The 15,932-nt window shown below is 68.4% G+C and carries 9 protein-coding genes and 2 rRNA genes; 3 read left to right on the forward strand and 8 right to left on the reverse strand.

What is annotated here, in order from left to right:
- Positions 1-25 precede the first annotated feature (25 nt).
- The 5 genes from NYF13_RS15055 to NYF13_RS15075 all read right to left on the reverse strand — a co-directional run bounded on the left by NYF13_RS15055 (position 26) and on the right by NYF13_RS15075 (position 9,271).
- Entirely contained in the window at positions 26-2,410 is a 2,385-nt protein-coding gene (locus tag NYF13_RS15055; RefSeq protein ID WP_396287195.1) for a discoidin domain-containing protein, read from the reverse strand.
- A gap of 617 nt (positions 2,411-3,027) precedes the next feature.
- Positions 3,028-4,782: a choline/carnitine O-acyltransferase gene (locus tag NYF13_RS15060; RefSeq protein WP_315657092.1), complete on the reverse strand. Its 1,755-nt coding sequence runs from the start codon at positions 4,780-4,782 to the stop codon at positions 3,028-3,030.
- Entirely contained in the window at positions 4,779-5,612 is an 834-nt protein-coding gene (locus NYF13_RS15065) for a class I SAM-dependent methyltransferase (protein WP_315657093.1), read from the reverse strand. The genes NYF13_RS15060 and NYF13_RS15065 overlap by 4 nt, the downstream gene beginning before the upstream one ends.
- A gap of 16 nt (positions 5,613-5,628) precedes the next feature.
- Positions 5,629-6,486, reverse strand: a complete 858-nt coding sequence (locus NYF13_RS15070) for an arpA protein (RefSeq protein WP_315657094.1) — start codon at positions 6,484-6,486, stop codon at positions 5,629-5,631.
- A 187-nt stretch (positions 6,487-6,673) separates the two neighbouring features.
- A complete protein-coding gene (locus tag NYF13_RS15075; RefSeq protein WP_315657096.1) occupies positions 6,674-9,271 on the reverse strand; it encodes a bifunctional FO biosynthesis protein CofGH in 2,598 nt (865 codons plus the stop codon).
- A gap of 153 nt (positions 9,272-9,424) precedes the next feature.
- Here NYF13_RS15075 and NYF13_RS15080 point away from each other — a divergent pair, with 153 nt between their 5' ends.
- A complete protein-coding gene (locus tag NYF13_RS15080) occupies positions 9,425-11,035 on the forward strand; it encodes a transposase (protein ID WP_315657098.1) in 1,611 nt (536 codons plus the stop codon).
- Here NYF13_RS15080 and NYF13_RS15085 read toward each other — a convergent pair.
- From NYF13_RS15085 to NYF13_RS15095, 3 genes are read right to left on the reverse strand one after another with little or no spacing between them, the layout of a single operon-like run.
- Positions 11,032-11,784 (reverse strand): SDR family NAD(P)-dependent oxidoreductase, encoded by a 753-nt coding sequence (locus NYF13_RS15085; RefSeq protein ID WP_315657099.1) that lies wholly within the window; start codon positions 11,782-11,784, stop codon positions 11,032-11,034. The genes NYF13_RS15080 and NYF13_RS15085 overlap by 4 nt on opposite strands.
- 8 nt (positions 11,785-11,792) lie before the next feature.
- Positions 11,793-12,095, reverse strand: coding sequence for an alpha/beta hydrolase (locus NYF13_RS15090; RefSeq protein ID WP_315657100.1), 303 nt, complete (start codon positions 12,093-12,095; stop codon positions 11,793-11,795).
- Between the two features lie 34 nt (positions 12,096-12,129).
- The gene (locus tag NYF13_RS15095) at positions 12,130-12,405 is read right to left on the reverse strand and encodes a hypothetical protein (protein ID WP_315657101.1); all 276 of its coding nucleotides are present in this window, start codon (positions 12,403-12,405) and stop codon (positions 12,130-12,132) included.
- A 511-nt stretch (positions 12,406-12,916) separates the two neighbouring features.
- Here NYF13_RS15095 and NYF13_RS15100 point away from each other — a divergent pair.
- Positions 12,917-14,434 (forward strand): 16S ribosomal RNA (locus tag NYF13_RS15100).
- Between the two features lie 303 nt (positions 14,435-14,737).
- Positions 14,738-15,932: ribosomal RNA gene (locus tag NYF13_RS15105) — 23S ribosomal RNA — on the forward strand; the annotation flags it as partial.

Genomic DNA, 15,932 nt, shown 5'->3' on the forward strand with positions numbered 1-15,932 from the left:
ACACGCACCTTTCTGGGGTTGGCGGTCAGGACGCGTAGGCCTCGAGCTCGGAGAGCTGCCCGGCGGGCCAGCCGGTGTTGCCGGTGAAGGTGAGCCGCAGGTAACGCGTGGTCGCGGCGCTGAAGGTGACGGTGGCGGTGTTACCGCTGCCGGGGTTGAACGTGTAGCCCGCCGACGGCTTCACCGTGGTGTAACCGGAGTTGTCCGTGCTGCCGGAGACGGCGAGCGTCTGGGTCCGGGTGCCCCAGTCGTTCGACGGTGGCAGCTTCAGCACCAGCCGTCCGACCGACACGGAGCGGCCCAGGTCCACGGTGATGGTCTGGGGGAAGGCGTTGTTGGCGCTCTCCCAGTAGGTCCCCGCGCTGCCGTCCACCGCGTTGCCCGGCGGGAAACCGGCCTGCGAGCCGCTCGCGCTGGTGGCCTGGTGCAGCGCGAGGTTGCCGGTCGGCGGCTGAGTGGGTGTCGTCGGCGTGGTGGGCGGCGGCGTGGTGGGTGGCGTGGTGGGTGCCGTGGTGCCGCCGCTGTCGCCGTCGTACACCGGTGTCGGCCAGGATCCGCAGAACGTCGTGGTCCAGCCGGAGTTGCCGCCCTGGTCGGCGAGGCCGGTCAACGCGTCCGGGCCCATGCAGTTGTAGATGCCTGCGCGGCCGATCTTCGTGGCCACGACGTTCTTCACCGTGCCGGTCGGCTTCGACTGCAACTGCCAGGCGAAGGTGCCCGCGCCGGTGATCCGCACACCGTCGAAGTGGACGTCGCTGGTCGCACTGTCGATGAACTGGATGCCCTCGTAGTTGTTGTCCAGCAGATCGTTGTCGACCACGTCGATCCGGCCGGTGATGGCCGAGTCGCGGCCGTCGAACCACAGCGCGCCGACGCCGAACTGCCAGTTGGAGTCGAGCACGCCGGTGCGCAGCGCGGTGTTGCGCGTGACCGTGGTGGTGCCCGAGAGCGGCACGGCGCTGAACCGGTTGGCCACGTGGATGCCGCCACCCTGGTCCTGGTTGTCGGCCACCACGTTGTCGGAGACGGTGTTGTCGTGGCCGCCGTAGACCGCGATGTTGTTGGCCAGGATCGGCAGCAGCACGGTGTTGAACGAGAAGGTGTTGTCGTGGTCGGCGTCGTGCTCGGCCCACATGGCCAGCCCGTCGTCGCCGGTGTTGCGCAGGAAGTTACCGGTCACCAGCACGTGGCTGATGCCCTGGTGCAGGTTCAGCCCGTCCGCGGTCTGGTCGAGGATCCGGTTGTCGCGCACGGTGAGCCCGTCGAACGGCCCGTCGAGCCACAACCCGACCTTCGTGTGCTGGATCCACAGGTCTTGCACCACCGAGCCGCCGCCCAGCGCGCCGCCGATGCCGTTGGCCTGGTCGCAGTCCACTCGCGCGTCGACCTCGCCGATGATGGCGAAGTCGTAGAGCTTCACGTTGGTGCTGCTGCCGGGGACGGCCGGGTTGCCGGGGTAGGTCGGCGTACCGCAGCTGGCCGGTTCGCCCTTGCCGAAGATGCCCGCGCGCGAGCCGTGCAACTCGGCGTACCACGGCCCGGCGCCGCGCACGGTCACCTGATCCACCGTCACGTGGTGGTTCAGCACGAACCTCCCGGCCGGGATCCAGACTTCCTTGCCCTGGCTCTTGGCCGCGGCCACGGTGGCGTCGAAGGCGGCCGCGTCGTCGCTGGTGTCGTTCGCGGTGGCGCCGTAGGCGGTGACCGACAGGGAGTTCGCCGGCTGCGTCTTCGGCGCCGTGACCTGTTCGAAGTCGGCGAGGTCGATGGTCACCGGGGTGACGTCGCCGGGGTCGACCTGGATCCGGATCTTCGTGCCCGCCGGATAGCCGGCCGGGAAGAGGGTGCGGACCTCGTCGTAGAAGTGGTGCGCCTTGCCCTGGCCCGGATCGTTGCTGAACGGGTAGCCGCCGTAGTACCACCCGTAGCGCGAGGTGAGGTCGAGGTCGCGGTTGTGGGCGCCGTTGACGTAGACGGCGATCTTGCCGTTGATCCCGGTGCCCTGCGCGTTGTCGGGCAGGCTGTAGCGGAAGTCGAGCGAGTTCGACGGCGCGCTCAGGGTGAACTCGACGTACTGGCCCTGGCCGGAAAGGGTCACCGCCTTGCGCCCGGACGCCTCGCCGGCGAGCGTGCCCGCCGCGCGGTCGGGCCCGATCACGGTGCCGTTGGTGGCCGCGGTTTCGGCCTCCTGTTCCACGAACGGAACGGTGGCACCGCGCCCGGCGACGGCGAGGGCCGAACCGGAAGCGGCACTCGCGGCGGCGGTCGCGGGTGGTGCGGGAGTGGCGGCGAGAGTCAGCGCCGTCAGCCCGGCCGCGGCCAGCGCCGCGCTGGCGAGGGCCGCGATCCGGCGTTTTCCGGGGGCGGGTGGACGTTTTTCGGGCGCGCTGAAGACACCTGGGGGAGTCACGGGAGCAGCACTCACCTTTCCTGGGCTCATGGGCACCGATGGGGATGGTGTGAGCTGGATCATACGAATTCCGGACAGGGATTCGCAATACTCGGACGGACTTACGCAAATTTGCGACAAGCACGGTCGATCATGAACTGGTTTGCGTTGTTCGGCCTACCTCTGGCGACCGGCCGCTTCCACCCGCGGCACCGGTTGCGACTGCTGTGCGGCGGCGCCGAATGACGACGGAGTTCAACCCCAGACCGCCGTAGGCGCCTGGAGGAAGCTGGACGACCGGCCCTTCGCCCCATCCGCCGATGCCCAACCACCCCGCGCCGACGGTGGTCCGGGTGATGGCCTGGGCCGAGATGCCTTCCATTCGCGGACGGTGCGGGCGGTGTCTCGGGCCGAGTTGTCCTCGGTTCGCGGACGGTGCGGGCGGTGGCTCGGGCCGAGATGACCTCGGTTCGCGTTCGGTGCGGCCGACTACCGCGTGGCGCCGGAGCACCCTCGCCGGTGGAGGTCGGCCGCGCTGGTCTCAAGTGGACAGTCGAACTCACGGCCGGATCCGGCTCCGGTCCGGGACTCGCGAGACCCGCGTCCCGGGCCGGAGCCGGACCCTCGGCTGGCCCCCTCTACGTAAGCAGCTCCTGCAGCTCTTGCACCGCGCGGCCCAGTTCCTCGGCGAAGCGGTACATCTCCGCCGAGACGTGCTTCGGGGTGCTGAGGTAGATGTTCCAGCGGTCCGGCAGGAGCACGTAGGCGACGCCGATGCACTGCGGGCTGGTCGAGCCGAAGCCGAAGTACTGGATGTTGACCGAGGGCGCCGAGCTGGTGCTCAGGTAGTCCGCGCGCATCTTGAGCCAGCCCGGGCTGGTGTAGAGCGCCGGGGTTTCGGTGTCCCCGCGGCGCAACGCGATCAGCTGTAGCTCCCAGAGGTGCTGCTCCGGCGCGTCGCCGGCCTGGCACTGCTTCGCCCGTTCGACGTGCTTCGCGGCCGCGGCGCGGAAAGCCTCGCGTTTCTGGTCCGCAGAAGCGTTCTCGTCGGTCAGCACGTCGGCGAAGTGCACCACCTCGGGCGTGACGACTCGCATCGCCTCGGTGCGGCCGTTCTGGAACTGACGGGTGGCGATCGACTCGTACGTGGTGCCGGTCAGACCCTTCGCCCGGCGGTGCGCGAGCTGGTAGGACATCTGCGCGAAGGCGTCCGGCGACATCCCGAGCTCCTTCGCGCGGTTGGCGCCGAAGTCGAACGACACCGTCTGCGTCGCGGTGGCGTCCGCGTACGCCCGAAAGTCCTTCTCCGCTGCGCGCGCGTCTTCTCGCAGCTCGTCGGTGAAGGTGAATTCGATCGGCTGGAAGCGCGGGGTGCCCTCGGGCGCTTCGCGCGTTTCCCGCTCGTCGTTCAGCAGCGCGTCGGTGAAGCCGAGAATGGTGGTGCCGTCGAGCTCGCAGTGCTCGACGTTGATCCCCGCGGAGCCGTCCTCGAACACGATCAGCGACACGGCCTTGTCGTACCAGCGGTTGCCGCTGTCGCCGTGCAGCAGCCGGTCACTCGCTTCCAACGTGGTGGAAGGGATGAAATCGTCCAGGCACAGGCAGAACAACGCCGTCTCGATGGTTTCCAGGGCCTCGCCGTTCCCGGCCTCGATCAACGCCGCGCGCGAGGCCGCCCACTCCGCGCGAGCCTTGGTGGTGAAGGGCCCGGCGGCCACTTCGGGGCTCGAGGCCCGGACACCCATCGTGCGCAGGCTGTCCGCGATCTGCTCCGCGGAATACGGCCGCCCGTCCTCGTCGAGGACTTCCAGCCGGAACGGGGTGTTCTGCCGGAACACGACGATGTGCCGCTCGTGCGAAGGCCCTTCCCAGCCTTCGCGGTACGGGGTGCGCGCCGAGTCCAGCACCGCGCCCGGGATGCGGGTGGCCGAGAACAGGTACTTGTGCTGCACCATCGACTGCGGCACCCCGCGCACGAGCACCGGCGGCAGCGCTTCGGCCTCGACCCGCAGCTTGTAGTCCACGGCGGCCGCGGTCAGTTCCGCCGCGCGCTCCACCTGGCCCAGCGGGGAATCCTGGAACAGGAAGAAGAAGTTGGCGTTGAGCGCGATCCGGTCGCGGCGGCCGAGGTAGCGGTAGGGCCAGAAGGTGTCGAGCCAGCTCCGCACCCCGGGTGAGCGGTCGTACTCCTCCAGCTCGGCCTGCAGTTCCCGGCCGGGCCCGGCCAGGAACTGCGCGACCGCGGCTTCGGTCTCGGCCAGCTCCTCCGGCGTCAGCAGCGGCGCGCACCATTCGAGGAAGCGGCGGCCGCTGTCCGACGGCGTGGGCACGGGTACCCGGGGGAGCCGGTCGTCGTTGCCGAAGGTGCGGGTGGACCATTCCGGACTGCTCACGGTGTTCCTTCTTCTTCGGAGGACTCCAGCGCGGCCGCGAGGTCCGCGGCCGCGCCGTCGGGACGGGAAACGTAGAGCCGGGCGTAGAGCCAGCCCTCGGACTCCAGCCCGGCCGGGTCGACGCCCGCGGCGGTCAGGGTCCCCAGGATCTGCGCCTGCTCCTCGGCCGAGGCGAACCGCCGCTGCCGGAACACCCCGCCGACGGCCGCCGTGTCGTAACCCAGCTCGGCCAGGCGGTCCGCGACCGGCTGGTAGGAGAACATCCGCAGCACGAAGTGGGCCATCCACGGCCGGGAACCGCGGGCGATCCGCTGCAGCGTCTTCTCGGTGACGTAGCCGACGCAGCCGGTCGACACCACCAGGTCGACGTCGTCGAGGAGCTTGCGCTGGGCGCTGTCCGGCTCGTGGCGCTCGAAGTCGGCGTGAATCGCCTCGTCCAGGAAGCCGGCGGACAGCGCGTACTCGAGCGCGGGCGCCGACGCGTCGAGCCCGTAGAACCGCGCGCCGCCGGGCCCGCCGACGCGCGCCCGGTCGGCCTCGACCAGTCGCGTGTGGTCCAGCGCCAGCACTTCCGGGTCGGTGTAGTGGCGGTAGAGCCCGTCCATCGTGGTGTCGCAGCGCCGGAGCGCGGCGTTGACGCCGTACGAACAGCCGACGTCGAGCACTGTCGGCTGTTCGGCGTGGTGTTCGGCGATCAGCTTCTCGAAGTACGGCTTCGCCAGTTGCGGGATTTCGTAGCCCACCCGGCGCAGCGTGCCGTAGAACGGCCGGGGGTCGGGCGCGGTGTAGATGTGGTCGAACGAGATCTTGCCGGTCGAGTCGAAAGGCACAGGCCAGGCTCCTGATCTAGTCGAGCAGTTCGTCGCCCCGGTCGGTGCGCCCGGCCCGGTGCACGGGCAGGACCCGGCCGAACAGCTGCCGGGTCCGTTCCGCGCGGCCGACGACTCCCGGACGCTCGCTGTAGGCGAAGATCGCGGAATGCCGCGCGATCGTGCCCTTCACCGTACTGACCCGGTGCAGGGCGAAGCGGCCTTGGAACAGCTGCAGGTCACCCGGACGGAGGTCCAGTCCCCGGACCGGGTAGCCGCCGTCGCCCGCCAGCACCGACCGGACGGCGGCGAAGTTCTCGTCGTCGGCGGACCGGATGGCCGGGCAGTACTCGAACGTCCCGCCCTCGGCCGCGTCCTGCGTCAGCATGCTCACGGTGTAGGAGTTGGTGTCGAAGTGCCAGGGATGGGCGCGCCCGGGCGCGATCACGTTGAGCGTCAGCCCGGACAGCGGGTCCGCGAGCTCGTACAGCTGCGGCAGGCCGAAGCAGTCGGCGACGAAGCGCTGGAACAGCGGGCTGGTGTAGAGCCGGCTGATGATCGATGACGCGGGGATGTGGTCACGCGCGACGAAGGCGTTGCCGCGTTCCATCACCGTCCGCCCGGGGTGGTCCTCGGGCAGCGGCGCGTCGATCGCGGTGTTGTAGGCGTTGACCCGTTCGACCTCGGTGTAGGCGTGCGGTTGCAGCCCGGCGCACTCGGCGCGCAGCACCTCGCGCAGCTTGGGCCGAATGAAGTCGGCAAGCACGCTGCAGCCGGTCTCGGCCAGGTCCGCGCGCGTGCGGGCCACGGTGCCCAGCCAGGCCGGGCTGCCCGGATCGGTGAGCGGGTAACGGCCGGTGTCGACCATTTCCAGTGGCGCCACGGAGGTGCTCATCGACGTCCTCTCGGCCGGTGGCCCACGTCCGCGTGGGTTCCTGGGGCTCGATCCCGGGCCCCGGGGCCCTGGTCGTGACGCACAGAGGTAGCACAGATCCGCGGCGCTCAACCGTGGGTTTGTGAGCGGTGACACAAGGTCATCACCGGCCGGCGGCGCCCCGGCCCGGGGGCGCCGCCGGCCGGTTTCACGGCGTCAGCAGCGGTAGCAGCGGCTTGCGCACCGCCGTGGCCACGCCGTCGGACGCGTCCGCGGCGGCGATCCGCTCCGCCGAGGGAGTGCCGTAGCCGGTGGTGCGCTGTCGCAGCGGGCGGCCCAGCGGCTCGACCATCGCGCGCATGTCGCTGATCGTCTTGTACGAGCCGTTCGCGGCCCCGGCCATCCGGCTGATCGTCTCCTCCATCAGCGTGCCGCCGATGTCGTTGACCCCGCCCTGCAGCACCGCACGGCTGCCTTCCTCGCCGAGCTTCACCCAGGAGCTCTGGATGTTGTCGAACGTGCCGTGCAGCAGCAGCCGGGCCAGCGCGTGCACCGCCCGGTTCTCCCGCAGCGTGGTGCCCGCGCGGGCCAGCCCGGCCAGGTAGATCGGCGCGCTCTGGTGGATGAACGGCAGCAGCACGAACTCGGTGAACCCGCGCCGCCCGTTCTTCTCCATGCCTTCGCGCTGAAGCCGGGCCAGCAGCTTCAGGTGCCCGACCCAGTGGCTCGGGTTGTCGACGTGGCCGTACATCATGGTCGAGGTCGTGGGCAGGCCGATCTCGTGCGCGGTGGTGACCACCTCGATCCACGCCGAGGTCGGCAGCTTGCCCTTGGTGAGCACCCACCGCACGTCGTCGTCGAGGATCTCCGCCGCGGTGCCCGGCAGCGAGTCCACCCCGGACTCCTTGGCCCGGATCAGCCAGTCGCGAAGGGACAGGTTGGTCCGCGAGGCGCCGTTCACGACCTCCATCGGGCTGTAGGAGTGCAGGTGGATGTCCGGCTGGCGCCGCTTCACCTCGGCCGCCAGGTCGAAGTACGCCGTGCCCGGCAGGTCCGGGTGGATGCCGCCCTGCATGCAGATCTCGGTGGCGCCCGCGGCCCACGCCTCGTCGACGCGGTCACCGACCTGCTCCAGCGAAAGCGTGTATGCGTCGGCGTCCGTGCGCCGCTGCGCGAAAGCGCAGAAGCGGCAACCCGTGTAGCAGACGTTGGTGAAGTTGATGTTCCGCGTGACGACGAAGGTGATGTCGTCGCCCACCACCTCGCGACGCAGGTCGTCGGCCAGCTTGGTCAGCGCGTCGAGCTCGCGGCCGTCGGCGTGCAGCAGCGCCAGTGCGGCGTCGTCGGACAGCCCGGCCGGGTCCTTCTCCGCGCTGCGCAGGGCTTCCAGTACATCGGTGTCGAACCGCTGCGGGCCCGTCTTGATCTTGCCGGCCAGCTCGTTCCAGTCGCCGTAGACCGAATCGAAGTCGCCGCGCCGGTCCTCGGTGCGGCCGGTGGTGTCGATCTCGGTGTGCAGGTCGGTGCGGCCCGCCTGCTGCCAGCCGCCGTCGGGTTCCTGCCAGGGCAGCCCGACCGGCATCGCGTCCTCGCGGGCCAGCCCGGTTTTCGGATCGACCAGCGCGGCCACGTGCCGGCTGACCCGCGGGTCGAGCCACGGCTCGCCGAGGTTCACGTACTCCGGGTAGATGGTGAGCCGTTCGCGCAGCTGGTAGCCGGCCTGCTCGGTCCGGCGCGCGAGCTGGTCGATCTGCGGCCAGGCCCGCTCGGGGTTCACGTGGTCCGGGGTCAGCGGGGAGACCCCGCCCCAGTCGTCGATGCCGGCCCGGATCATCAGGTCGTACTGGCTGCCGATCAGGTTCGGCGGGGCCTGGATGCGCATCTTCGGCCCGAGCACGAGCCGCGCCACGGCGATGTTCGCGGCCAGTTCTTCGAGGTTCGCGTCCGGGGTGGCGCGCATCTTGGTGTCCGGCTTCGCGCGGAAGTTCTGCACGATGACTTCCTGGATGCCGCCGTACTCCCGAGCGGTCCGGCGGAGTGCGAACAGGGCCTCGGCCCGCTCCTCGTGCGTCTCACCGATGCCGATCAGCACCCCGGTGGTGAACGGGACCGAGCTGCGCCCGGCGTCCTCCAGCACCCGCAGCCGCACGGCCGGGTCCTTGTCCGGCGAGCCGTAGTGCGGACCGCCCTTCTCGCTCCACAGCCGCGTCGCGGTGGTCTCCAGCATCATGCCCATCGACGGCGCCACCGGCTTGAGCCGCTGGAAGTCCTGCCAGCTCAGCACGCCGGGGTTGAGGTGCGGCAGCAGCCCGGTCTCCTCCAGCACGCGGATGGCCATCGCGCGGACGTAGGAGAGGGTGTCGTCGTAGCCGTGCGCGTCGAGCCAGTCGCGCGCGGCGCTCCAGCGGTCCTCCGGCCGGTCCCCGAGGGTGAACAGCGCTTCCTTGCAGCCCATCTCCGCGCCCTTGCGGGCGATGTCGAGGACCTCGTCCGGCGACAGGAACGGCGAGTCCACCCGCCCCGGCACGGTGACGAACGTGCAGTACCCGCAGCGGTCGCGGCACAGCCGGGTCAGCGGGATGAACACCTTGCGGCTGTAGGTGATGATGCCCGCGCGCCCGGCTTCTTCGAGGCCGGCGTCACGGATCCGGGAGGCGTGTTCGGACAGCGTCGCGAGGTCTTCGCCGCGGGCGTGCAGCAGCACGGTGGACTCGGCGACGTCGAGGGCCTTCCCGTCCCGGGCCCGGGCGAGCGCGCGTCGCATCGCCGAGGGGGTGGGGGCGGTCAGATCAGGATCGGGTGCCATTCCCGCCACGCTAGGTCCGCACCGCACCCGCCGACCAGTCCCCGGCCCGTCACCCGCTCACCCGTTCGGGATCGGCGGACTCCGGTGCAGGTCAGCGGCCCGGGAAGGTTGTCGATCACCGGCGCCGCGTGTATTACCTAAAGTGTGGCATCGGTGATCGGGAAGCGGATCGGCGGCCGGACCTACTACTACCTGGCCGAGTCCGCGCGGGTGGACGGCGCGCCGCGGGTGGTGTCCCAGCGCTACCTCGGGACGGCCGAGGAGATCGCCGGCGCGCTGGCCGGCGGCGGCTCGGCCCCCACCGGCGCGCGGCACCGGACCTTCGGCGACGTCGCCGCGGTCTGGGGCACGCTGAAGCGGCTCGACCTGGTCCGCCGGGTCGACGCGGTGGCCGGTCCGCAGCGCGCGAAGACCACCCTCGGCCTCCACCTGGCGCTCGCCGTCCTGCACCGCGCGACCGCGCCGGGCACCGGCCTCGGCCAGTGGTGGGCCGGCTCGGCCGCCCAGGATCTGGTGCGCCCGCACCCGCCGAAGGCCGCGGTCACCACGGCCGCGCACTGGCGGGCGTTGGAGCGGCTCACCCCGGAGCGCATCTCGGCGATCGAGGAGACCGTCTCCGCCTCGGTGCTCGACCTGCTCGGCGACGACGGCACGTCGGCCCTCGCGGTCGACGTACCGCAGTTCGCCGCGTTCACCGCTGCGGACTGCACGCTGCCCTCGGCCGGCCAGGACGTGCTGGCCGGGCTGGGCCTGGTGGTGACGCGCGACGGCGCGATCCCGCTCTCGTCGCGGGTCTACCGGCGCGAGGGCAGCTCGGCCCCGACGTTCAGTGCGCTGGCCGGGGAGCTGCGCGAGCGCTACCCCGCCACCGGTCTCACGCTCGTCTTCCACGCGGGCCAAGCGCTACAGCTCGACTTGGGCGCGCGCAGCGGCTTCGTCGGGTCCCTGCCGCCGGCCGACCACCCGGAGCTGCTGGCCCAGCCGGCGTCGCTGCGCCGGCGCGTGGACCCGGAGCGGTTCGCCGGGCTCACCGCGATCGACACCCGCGCGGTGGTCGACGGCGTGCGGCGGCGCGTGATCCTCACCCACTCGGCCACGCTGCACGCGGCGCAGTCACGGGCGTTCGCCGACGAGCTGAGCACCGCCGTCCGCGAGCTGGGCGGGCTCGCCGCCGCGCTGGCCGCGGGCACCCACCGCGGCGACCGGGCACAGGTGCGCTCCGAGATCGCCCGCGTCACCCGGGGCCGCCGCGCCGAACGCGTGCTGGCCACCACGCTGAGCGGCACGCACCCGGGTGAGCTGCGGCTGAGCTGGCAGGTGGACCAGTCCGCCGTCACCCGGCTGGTCGAGGAGTTCTTCGGCAAGCAGATCCTGGTCACCGACCACGACTGGCCGGTGGCCGAGGTGGTCACGGCCTACCGCGCCCGCACCCACCTCGAATCCACCTTCCGCTGGCTCACCGGCCCGGCCGCCGCCGGCCCGACGCCGCGCTGGGAGTGGACGCGCCACCGCATCGCCGTGCACACGCTGGTCTCGGTGCTCGCCGCGACCGTCACCCACGTCATGCGGCGCGAGGCCGACCGCGCCGGGATGAACCTGTCCGTCGGCGAGCTGCTGGACCAGCTGGGCGGCATCGGCGAGACGGTGCTGCGCCACCCGTCCACCGGCGGGCGCCCGCGAGCCCGCCGCATCCTCACCGACCGCGACCCGGCGCAGCAGGCGCTCTACGAGCTGTTCGGGCTGGCCGAGTTCGCCCCGGCCTAGCTTTCGCGGTGGATCCGCAGGGCGGCCGAGCTCTGCACCACCGGCATGATCTCGATGACGTTGACGTTCACGTGCGGTGGCTGCGCGGACGTCCAGTACACCGACTCGGCGATGTCCTCGGGAGTCAGCGGGGTGGTGCCGGCGTAGACGTCGCCGGCCTTCTCCTCGTCGCCGTCGAAGCGGATCTTCGAGAAGTCGGTGCCGCCGACCAGGCCCGGTTCGACGGTGGTCACGCGCACGCCGGTGCCGTGCAGGTCGCTGCGCAGGTTCAGGCTGAACTGGTGCACGAACGCCTTGGTCGCGCCGTAGACGTTGCCGCCGGGGTAGGGGTAGGTGCCGGCGATCGAGCCGATGTTGATCACGTGGCCGCGGCCGCGCTCGACCATGCCGGGCAGCAGCGCCCGCGTCACGTGCACCAGGCCGGTCACGTTGGTCGCGATCATCCGGTCCCAGTCCGCCAGCCGCGCGCGCTGGGCGGGCTCGAGCCCCTTGGCCAGCCCGGCGTTGTTGACCAGCACGTCCACCTGGCCCCAGTCGCCGGGCAGCGCGCCGGCCACGGTGGCGACGGCCTCGGGGTCCTGCACGTCGAGCACGACCGGCAGCAGCGCCTCGCCGAGCTCCGAGGCCAGGGCCGCCAGCTTGTCCGCGCTGCGGGCCGCGGCGACGACCCGCGCGCCCTCGGCGACGAACCGGCGCGCGATCGCGGCGCCGAAGCCGGCGCTCGCGCCGGTCACGAATACGGTCTTCATGGGGTGGGTCACCGTTCTTCCCCTGAGGCCGGCCGGAGCCGGTGGGTGTCCAGGAACCGGCCGAACCCGTCGTTGAACCCGGCCGCGAGCTCCAGGTTAGGCAGGTGGCCCGCACCCCCGACCACCGCCAGCGCCGAACCGGCGACGAGCCGGTGCATCAGCTCGGCGTCGGCGACCAGGGTGAACTCGTCCTCACGGCCGACGACCACCAGCGCGGGGACGCGAACCTGCGCAAGCGTCCCCCGATAGTCCGGCCGCGCGGCCCGCGCCCGTAACGCCGCTGCGGCTCCGTCGGCAGGAGCGTTTCGCATCATCGTGAGGACGTGCTCGGCGACTTCAGGACGGTCACGCAAGGTTTCGGCCGAGACCATCTTCGGAAAGCAGCTCCTCCGCATAGCGGCTCATGCCCTCGGCCAGGACCCGGTCTGCGGCGGCACGGCGCGCGACCTTCCCTTCGGGCGTCTCCGCGGTGGGGAAGGTGCCGGCCATCAGAAGGGCGCGCACGCGGGCCGGGTGGTCGCGGACGGTGTGCATCACGACCTGCCCGCCCATGGACAGGCCGCCGAGCGCGAACCCGGCCAGGCCCAGGTGGTCGGCCAGGGCGATCAGGTCCCGGGTCAAACCGGCGTGCCGTCGCCGAGCCGGAGCAGGAGCGGAGCCATACCGCCGACGCCAATCAGAGCTTTGGCTCGATTCAACGGCGCGCAATGCCGTCGGAGCAATGTCCTCCCGTGGCCCGTTCGCGGTCCGGCCCGGGGAGCCGGCCGCCGTGCGAAGCGCTTTGCGGTCGTTCCGCTCGGTTTGACCTGCGAAGATCCAGTTAAGGGACCCCCCCTGTTTTCGGGGGTTTTTCGGCATGTAAAGTTCTCCAAGTCGCCAGGGAAACCGGGTGGCCGCGGGACACGAACCAAGCTCTCACCGCAGGGTGATTGAGTGGGTGTCTCACCTAAGACTGCTAGGAATGATGCTTCGGTCGGGTCTGGCCTTGTGAGGTCGGGTTTCGGTTGGGGTGTGTTGCTTGAGAACTCAACAGTGTGCTAGTGAACTAAGCCAGTAGAGCTTATATGAAACCCCCTCGTCGGGGTTTTCTTTTGAGTGATTGATTGAGAAGTAGTCTCGATCGGACTGTTCATTGTTGGAGAGTTGATCCTGGCTCAGGACGAACGCTGGCGGCGTGCTTAACACATGCAAGTCGAACGCTGAAGCACTTTCGGGTGTGGATGAGTGGCGAACGGGTGAGTAACACGTGGGTAATCTGCCCTGTACTCTGGGATAAGCCTTGGAAACGGGGTCTAATACCGGATATGACAGTTCCTCGCATGGGGGGTTGTTGAAAGTTCTGGCGGTACAGGATGAACCCGCGGCCTATCAGCTTGTTGGTGGGGTAGTGGCCTACCAAGGCGACGACGGGTAGCCGGCCTGAGAGGGTGACCGGCCACACTGGGACTGAGACACGGCCCAGACTCCTACGGGAGGCAGCAGTGGGGAATATTGCACAATGGGCGCAAGCCTGATGCAGCGACGCCGCGTGAGGGATGACGGCCTTCGGGTTGTAAACCTCTTTCGCCAGGGACGAAGCGCAAGTGACGGTACCTGGATAAGAAGCACCGGCTAACTACGTGCCAGCAGCCGCGGTAATACGTAGGGTGCGAGCGTTGTCCGGAATTATTGGGCGTAAAGAGCTCGTAGGCGGTTTGTCGCGTCGGCTGTGAAATCTGGAGGCTTAACCTTCAGCGTGCAGTCGATACGGGCAGACTTGAGTTCGGTAGGGGAGACTGGAATTCCTGGTGTAGCGGTGAAATGCGCAGATATCAGGAGGAACACCGGTGGCGAAGGCGGGTCTCTGGGCCGATACTGACGCTGAGGAGCGAAAGCGTGGGGAGCGAACAGGATTAGATACCCTGGTAGTCCACGCTGTAAACGTTGGGCGCTAGGTGTGGGCGACATCCACGTTGTCCGTGCCGTAGCTAACGCATTAAGCGCCCCGCCTGGGGAGTACGGCCGCAAGGCTAAAACTCAAAGGAATTGACGGGGGCCCGCACAAGCGGCGGAGCATGTGGATTAATTCGATGCAACGCGAAGAACCTTACCTGGGCTTGACATGCGCCAGACATCCTCAGAGATGGGGCTTCCCTTGTGGTTGGTGTACAGGTGGTGCATGGCTGTCGTCAGCTCGTGTCGTGAGATGTTGGGTTAAGTCCCGCAACGAGCGCAACCCTTATCCTACGTTGCCAGCGCGTCATGGCGGGGACTCGTGGGAGACTGCCGGGGTCAACTCGGAGGAAGGTGGGGATGACGTCAAGTCATCATGCCCCTTATGTCCAGGGCTTCACACATGCTACAATGGCTGGTACAGAGGGCTGCGATACCGCGAGGTGGAGCGAATCCCTTAAAGCCGGTCTCAGTTCGGATCGCAGTCTGCAACTCGACTGCGTGAAGTCGGAGTCGCTAGTAATCGCAGATCAGCAACGCTGCGGTGAATACGTTCCCGGGCCTTGTACACACCGCCCGTCACGTCATGAAAGTCGGTAACACCCGAAGCCCATGGCCCAACCCGTAAGGGAGGGAGTGGTCGAAGGTGGGACTGGCGATTGGGACGAAGTCGTAACAAGGTAGCCGTACCGGAAGGTGCGGCTGGATCACCTCCTTTCTAAGGAGCACAACACATCCACACCCCCCGGGATACCCGGGTTCGGGGTGTGGGGTGGCCGGGGCTCAAGTGCCGTGCGTGTACTTGTCCTGGTTGCTCAAGGAATTGTGGAACTACTGGTGATGGTTCATCGCGGTGGGGTGACCGCCGGCGAGTACTGCGGGGCGTGTTTCCGCGTGGAAAGCCGGGTGTGTCGTCCTGGGTGGTGGATTGTTTGCTGGCATGCTGTTGGGTCCTGAGGCAACACACTGTTGTTTCTGGTGTGGTGTTTGAGAACTGTAGAGTGGATGCGAGCATCTTTGTGGTCAAGTTGTTAAGGGCACATGGTGGATGTCTTGGCTTCAGGAGCCGATGAAGGACGTAGGAGGCTGCGATAAGCCTCGGGGAGCTGTCAACCGAGCTGTGATCCGAGGATTTCCGAATGGGGAAACCCAGCACCAGTGATGTGGTGTTACCCGCCGGTGAATATATAGCCGGTGTGGAGGGAACGCGGGGAAGTGAAACATCTCAGTACCCGTAGGAAGAGAAAACAACCGTGATTCCGTGAGTAGTGGCGAGCGAAAGCGGAAGAGGCTAAACCGTGTACATGTCAAGCTGTCAGGCGTTGTGTGTGCGGTGTTGTGGGACCCAGCGTCGAGGATCTGACAGTCCTCGGAATGATCATGCATGTTAGTGGAACCGTTTGGGATGGCGGGCCGGAGTGGGTGAGAGCCCCGTACGCGAAAACATGTGGTGGTTGTTTGTGTGGTGTTCCCGAGTAGCAGCGAGCTCGTGGAATTTGCTGTGAATCTGCCGGGACCACCCGGTAAGCCTAAATACTTCCTGAAGACCGATAGCGGACTAGTACCGTGAGGGAAAGATGAAAAGTACCCCGGGAGGGGAGTGAAAGAGTACCTGAAACCGTGTGCCTACAAGCCGTCAGAGCCCGAGCACGTTGTGAGACGTTACGGTGATGGCGTGCCTTTTGAAGAATGAGCCTGCGAGTTAGTGCTGCGTGGCGAGGTTAACCCGTGTGGGGTAGCCGTAGCGAAAGCGAGTCTGAACAGGGCGAACATAGTCGCGTGGTCTAGACCCGAAGCGGAGTGATCTACCCATGGCCAGGGTGAAGCGACGGTAAGACGTCGTGGAGGCCCGAACCCACTTAGGTTGAAAACTGAGGGGATGAGCTGTGGGTAGGGGTGAAAGGCCAATCAAACTCCGTGATAGCTGGTTCTCCCCGAAATGCATTTAGGTGCAGCGTCACATGTTTCACTACGGGGGTAGAGCTACTGGATGGTCTAGGGGCCTTACCGGGTTACCGAAATCAACCAAACTCCGAATACCGTGGTGTGAGAGTGTGGCAGTGAGACGGCGGGGGATAAGCTTCGTCGTCGAGAGGGAAACAGCCCAGAACACCAGCTAAGGCCCCTAAGTGTGTGCTCAGTGGGAAAGGATGTGGGATTGCCCCCAACCAGGAGGTTGGCTTAGAAGCAGCCACCCTTGAAAGAGTGCGTAATAG

The organism is Amycolatopsis sp. PS_44_ISF1 (assembly GCF_032335455.1).
GTDB lineage: Bacteria > Actinomycetota > Actinomycetes > Mycobacteriales > Pseudonocardiaceae > Amycolatopsis.

Excerpts from the sequence above, each read along its gene's own strand:
- NYF13_RS15075 (WP_315657096.1), bottom strand. The coding sequence starts at position 9,271 with ATGGCACCCGATCCTGATCTGACCGCCCCCACCCCCTCGGCGATGCGA.
- NYF13_RS15090 (WP_315657100.1), bottom strand. The coding sequence starts at position 12,095 with ATGCGAAACGCTCCTGCCGACGGAGCCGCAGCGGCGTTACGGGCGCGG.
- NYF13_RS15085 (WP_315657099.1), bottom strand. The coding sequence starts at position 11,784 with ATGAAGACCGTATTCGTGACCGGCGCGAGCGCCGGCTTCGGCGCCGCG.
- NYF13_RS15070 (WP_315657094.1), bottom strand. The coding sequence starts at position 6,486 with ATGAGCACCTCCGTGGCGCCACTGGAAATGGTCGACACCGGCCGTTAC.